This is a genomic window from Trinickia sp., from assembly GCF_057351765.1.
In genome coordinates this window covers 1-5,108 of the sequence record NZ_JBMRBK010000050.1, presented here as the reverse complement: position 1 = coordinate 5,108, position 5,108 = coordinate 1, and the positions used below count along the sequence as shown (strand labels likewise).

At 61.8% G+C, this 5,108-nt stretch carries 4 protein-coding genes and 1 pseudogene; 3 read left to right on the top strand and 2 right to left on the bottom strand.

The genetic code is table 11. The features are described 5' to 3' along the window. Both ACO1XS_RS13615 and ACO1XS_RS13610 read right to left on the bottom strand, forming a co-directional pair. Positions 1-122 (bottom strand): annotated as a pseudogene (locus tag ACO1XS_RS13615) (outer membrane lipoprotein); the annotation flags it as partial. A 255-nt stretch (positions 123-377) separates the two neighbouring features. Continuing rightward, positions 378-905 (bottom strand): hypothetical protein, encoded by a 528-nt coding sequence (locus tag ACO1XS_RS13610; protein WP_331567225.1) that lies wholly within the window; start codon positions 903-905, stop codon positions 378-380. A 507-nt stretch (positions 906-1,412) separates the two neighbouring features. On the opposite strand from ACO1XS_RS13610, the gene ACO1XS_RS13605 reads away from it, so the two are divergent. From ACO1XS_RS13605 to ACO1XS_RS13595, 3 genes are all read left to right on the top strand, one after another. Next, positions 1,413-2,525, top strand: a complete 1,113-nt coding sequence (locus ACO1XS_RS13605) for a porin (RefSeq protein ID WP_331567223.1) — start codon at positions 1,413-1,415, stop codon at positions 2,523-2,525. Between the two features lie 196 nt (positions 2,526-2,721). Further along, positions 2,722-3,801, top strand: a complete 1,080-nt coding sequence (locus tag ACO1XS_RS13600) for an NAD(P)/FAD-dependent oxidoreductase (protein WP_481579176.1) — start codon at positions 2,722-2,724, stop codon at positions 3,799-3,801. A 120-nt stretch (positions 3,802-3,921) separates the two neighbouring features. Then, positions 3,922-4,794 (top strand): hypothetical protein, encoded by an 873-nt coding sequence (locus ACO1XS_RS13595; RefSeq protein WP_486390906.1) that lies wholly within the window; start codon positions 3,922-3,924, stop codon positions 4,792-4,794. Positions 4,795-5,108 lie beyond the last annotated feature (314 nt).

Below are 5,108 nucleotides of genomic sequence, written 5' to 3'. Positions count from 1 at the left end.
TACTGCGGCTGCGCACCGTATGCTCCGTACGGGTTCGGCGCGACACATGCGGTAAGGGACAAGCCGGCGACCGCTATGAGCGCAGTCAGAAGAGTGGTCTTGATCAGCGTGGGGCGTTTCATGATTTGACTCGGTATCGATTGAGCGCTCGCAAAGCGCAAGTAAGTCAGTTGCGGATCGGAGTATAGGGAAAGCCGAATCGGCTGTACGCGGGCCCCGGGTAACAGACTGTAAAGTCTGTTGCCGCACGGCCGATAGGCGCGAAGCGCCGCTGAAGCGGATCGTTCGCAAGAAGTGGGATCGCTGCGTTTCGGCGCTCGGCGCGCGGTATGCGCGCACCTGGCTCACGTCTGCTTGCTATGCTTTTCGACGCTCGTTCAACGCACGCCGTAACCGCGGCTTTGCATGCAGTCGCCGTATGCCTGCCAGTAGCGCGTCATAGGGGGCTCGGGCGGAGGAAGAGGAGGCAGGTTGACGCTGCTTGCGCCCGATGCCGCATTGAGCGCGGCAGTTTGGCTCGCACCCGATGCGCCCACGCTCGTTGCCGACGATGCCGGTGTCGCCTGGGAGGCCACAGTCGCCGGGGAGGCTGCCGACGCCGCGGCTGCGCCCGCGCCCCCGCTTGCCGCCTTCGCGCGGTCCGCGCCTGGCGGCAGCGGCGGCACCGACGTGCCGCGCCCCGCGTCCGGCGTAAACTCGATCGCTTTGGTACGCAACGGGCGTTGCGGTTCGCGCGCGATATCGACGTTCGTCTGTTGCTTGGCTTGCCAATAGCAAAACGCGTTGTCGACACTTTGCGCGCCGGGCGACTGGCTGCGCAACGGATAGACGAGTGGCCGTTGCGCCCACACGAGTCCGCTCGTCGTCGCTATCAGAACTGCGCCGGCCCATGCTCGAATGCTCATCGCTCGCAATCGTCCCTCGGTTCTCGTATTTCTTCGGATACCCCTGTTCGCGCCTTGCGCGCGTAGGGAAGCAACGCCAAGCATAGGCTTCGGCCCGCGGCTGCGGACGAGAGACTATCGGCGCAATCCGCCAATGGACCGGCCGGGATGTCGTATCGGTGCGATGACGCTCATTGCCCATGATCAGCGCGGGCCAGTGTGTGGTGGATTCGCAACTAGCGGGGCGTTCGCTTGCTTGCGTCCTGAAATGAACGCGCTTCTAAACCACGAAAAAAATCCAACCAAAACAAGGGAATGCACTAATAGCTGCACCCTATCGTTTCTGTTTTAGCAATAACGTATTACAGAATCCGCGTTTACCCGGACACCCCCTCCCCGTAGACTCGCCCCTCGCTGAACAGCTCATTCATCTGACATAAGTCATCGCCGTCGAGAGCCGCGGTGACGAGAGCCGTTCTTCCGAAGTCTGGCCACGGGGCCAGTTTGAACAGAAAGGGATTTCCTCCAATGAAAAAGACCCTCATCGTTGCTGCGGTTTCGGCTTCGTTTGCCGTCGCGGCACACGCGCAAAGCAGCGTCACGCTCTACGGCGTTTTGGACGCAGGCATCAATTACACGAGCAATGTCGGCGGCCATTCGGATTGGCAGCAGACGAGCGGCGGGATCGATCAAAGCCGTTTCGGCCTGAAAGGCTCGGAAGACCTGGGTAACGGCCTGAAGGCGATCTTCACGCTCGAAAGCGGTTTCAACGTGAATAGCGGCCGCTTCGCCAACGGCAGCAGCATGTTCACGCGCCAGTCGTTCGTCGGTCTGTCGAGCAACTATGGCACCGTAACGCTCGGCCGCCAGTACGACGCCGAGCAAGACTACCTCGCGCCGCTGAGCGCAACGGGTAGCTGGGGCGGCACGTCGTTCGCGCACTTCGGCAACTTCGACAACCTGAATACGAACTACGGTGTCGCGGTCAACAACTCGATCAAGTTCACGAGCGCGAACTACGCGGGCTTCACGTTCGGTGCGACCTACGGCTTCTCCAACCAGACCAACTTCGCGAACAACCGCGAATACAGCGTTGGCGCGGCCTATCAGTTCCAGGGCCTGCGTGTCGCGGCTTCGTACGCGCAGCAGAACAACCCGCTTGCCGCGAACAACGGCGCGTCGGATACGTCGGCTTTCTCAGTCTTCGGTGTGCCGGGCAACTTCCGCCAGCGCACTTACGGCGCCGGCGCTTCGTATGCGTTCGGTCCCGCGCAAGTCGGTTTCGTCTGGACGCAGGCTCGCGTCGACAACTTCGCTGTGGCGCCGCTGTCGCTCAACCAGAACAACTACGAAATCAACGGCAAGTACAACCTGACGCCGGCGTTGGGTCTGGGTGTCGCTTACACGTACACGCAGCAAAAAGCATCGCTGCTGGGCGTGAGCGCACGTCAGCACTTCAACCAGATCGGCGCGCAAGCCGACTATGCGCTCTCCAAGCGCACGGACGTCTACGCGCAGGTCGTGTACCAGCACGCTTCGGGTGCCGGTGCTGTGGCATGGGTCTACAACGCCAATAACGGCGGCATCTCGAGCTCGAACAATCAGACGTCCGCAACGGTCGGTTTGCGTCACCGTTTCTAAAGCGGGTTTCAGCGTCTGATTGCTGTCTGAAAAGGCGCCGCATTGCGGCGCCTTTTTTCCATGGGCTTCTCCCTACTGGAGAGCGGGCCACTGCATTGCGGGGCCGGCGCCGCCCCTATACTCGATGCCATTGAAACCGGCGCGGGCCGACGAACCTCGCTTCGAGGGCCGCCGCCGTCATCGAGAGGATTCGAACGTGAGCAGCACGTCATCGTCAGAGAACGCCACCATTCGTACCGATGTCCTCATCGTCGGCGCGGGACCCGTTGGTCTTTTTGCGGCGTTCGAGGCCGGCGTGATCGGTTTGACCTGTCACCTCGTCGACGCGCTCGAGGTGCCGGGCGGTCAATGCATCGAGCTGTATCCCGACAAACCGATTTTCGATATTCCCGCGATACCCGTATGCACCGCGCGCGAACTCGTCGAGCGGCTGACCGAACAATGCCGTCCGTTCGATCCGCCTCAACACTTGGGGCATCGCGTGACGACGCTCGAATCGCATGGCGATGACAAGCGCTGGCGCGTGAGTACCGACAAGGGACTCGTGTTCGATACCGCGGCGGTGCTGCTGGCCGCCGGCAACGGTGCGTTCGTGCCTCAGCGTATCGCACTCGAATCGGCCGCAGCGCTCGAAGGCCGGCACATCCACTATGCCGTGCGTGAAACTGCCGCATTTGCGGGGCAGCGCGTCATCGTGGCAGGGGGCGGCGACTCGGCGCTCGACTGGGCTCTTGCGCTGCGCAACATCGCAAAGCGCGTGACGCTCGTGCATCGGCGCGAGACGTTTCGCGCGGCGCACGCATCAGTGGAAGAAGCGAAGCGCGCGGCAGCCGATGGTGAGCTCGATATCGTGATTGGTACGATTGCCGCGCTCAACGCCGATGGCGGAGTGCTGAAGTCGGTCGATATCAAGCAGATCGGTGGCGAGACGGTCATCGACGCGGATCATGTCATCGCGCTTTACGGCCTCGTTGCCGAGCTCGGACCGATCGCGCATTGGGGGATCGAGACGCTCGCGGGGCGTGTGGCTGTCGATACGTCGAACTACGAATCGTCGCGTCCGGGCATCTTCGCGGTGGGCGATATTGCCGTTTATCCGAACAAGCAAAAGCTGATTCTTTCGGGTTTTCACGAGGCCTCGCTTGCGTTGCGCAAGGCCTATACCTACGCCTTTCCCGAGAAAAAGCGCACACATATCCATTCGAGTTACGATCAGAAACTTTCCGAGCGTATTCTCGGTGCCGATGCAAAAAAGGATCTGGCGGCCGACGAATGAACTGAACCACGTCCCGTTCGCCCGACGATTCCCCGCTTCGTTATTCGCCGTTTAGGTTTCGCTCATCCGCCTATAGTGGCTGCGAAGTCACTTTTATCCATCAGCGGGAGGGAGTCTCAAATGACGAATGTCGGACGAGCGACACAAGGCACGGGCGGCGCGGATCAGCCAGCCCCCACAGACGGAGCCGCGCATTCGGAACGCGTCGAAGCGGGTTCGCATGCAACGCCGCAAGGTGAGAGCCCGGCATTGCAAGGCGCGCCTCAAAAAGGTTCCGGCCGGTCCGCTGCTTTTTCCATCTCGACGCCCGCCGACAATGCCGATGCCAAGGCGCATCTCACGAATTTCCGCTATACCGCGAAACAACTGGCCCGCGTGGAAGCGAAACACGGTTCAGCAGGGCTCGAAGCGCTTCGCCGAGCCCACGGCAATTTGGCGGCGGCCTTAGTGCCCTCGGAGCAGGCTGCACGTCGCGAGCAGTTGACTAAAATCGCATGTGGGAACGATGGCGTAAAGGTGTTGCGCGCGTTGTCTCAGCATTGGGAAACGCTGTTCCACGGTGCATCGCTTCCCAATGTCTTGGATCTCGCCGCGGAACAGAACGGCGCAACGAAGCTGGCATCGCTGGCAGACCTCGTGGATTCGGGCTACAGCTACACAGAGCTAGCAGGTGCGATGAAGGAGCACAGCTCGGCAATACTTGAGCAGCTTAGCGCTGCCCACGGCAAACTGCCGGCCGGCTCGAGCTCGGAGGAGGCTCTCGCCCTTAGGGAGCGGTTGCTCGCGATCGCATGCAGAAAAGATGGCATGACCGTGCTGAATGCGCTTTCTGAACACGGTCAAATGCTGTCCAAGGTTGCAACGGCGGAGCGAATCCTTGACGTCGCGGAGCGGCCGCAGGGCGCAACAGACCTCGTTACGCTGGCCGGAACGCATCGTGCTCTCGCTGACGATATCAGGCAGAAGGTGCGCGACGCGGCACGACCGCACTGATCCATCGTGCGGAACCCCGCCGTGGCGTCGACTGCCGGAAGCATCGCAGTACCAGAGAGCGGACGCGTCGTCTGCGTGCCGCGGCACAACGCAGCCTGGACGAGTTGACGCCCGCTTTCGGCCACGAGGCGTGGAGCACTTCAGCCCGCGTCGCGGCGGCGACCGCATCGGCAAAACGCTGCAGCGATGCGATCGAGCCGCTCACACTATGGTAGGTCTCGTTGCCGATGCGCGCATCGAGCAGTACCTGCAGGCCGGCCCGTGCGGCCATATCGAGCATATTCATTTTCGGTCTCCTCGCACGCCTGATCGGC

Bases quoted from the DNA above. Each gene is read 5' to 3' on its own strand.
- ACO1XS_RS13610 (WP_331567225.1), bottom strand. From the start codon at position 905: ATGAGCATTCGAGCATGGGCCGGCGCAGTTCTGATAGCGACGACGAGC.
- ACO1XS_RS13605 (WP_331567223.1), top strand. From the start codon at position 1,413: ATGAAAAAGACCCTCATCGTTGCTGCGGTTTCGGCTTCGTTTGCCGTC.
- ACO1XS_RS13595 (WP_486390906.1), top strand. From the start codon at position 3,922: ATGACGAATGTCGGACGAGCGACACAAGGCACGGGCGGCGCGGATCAG.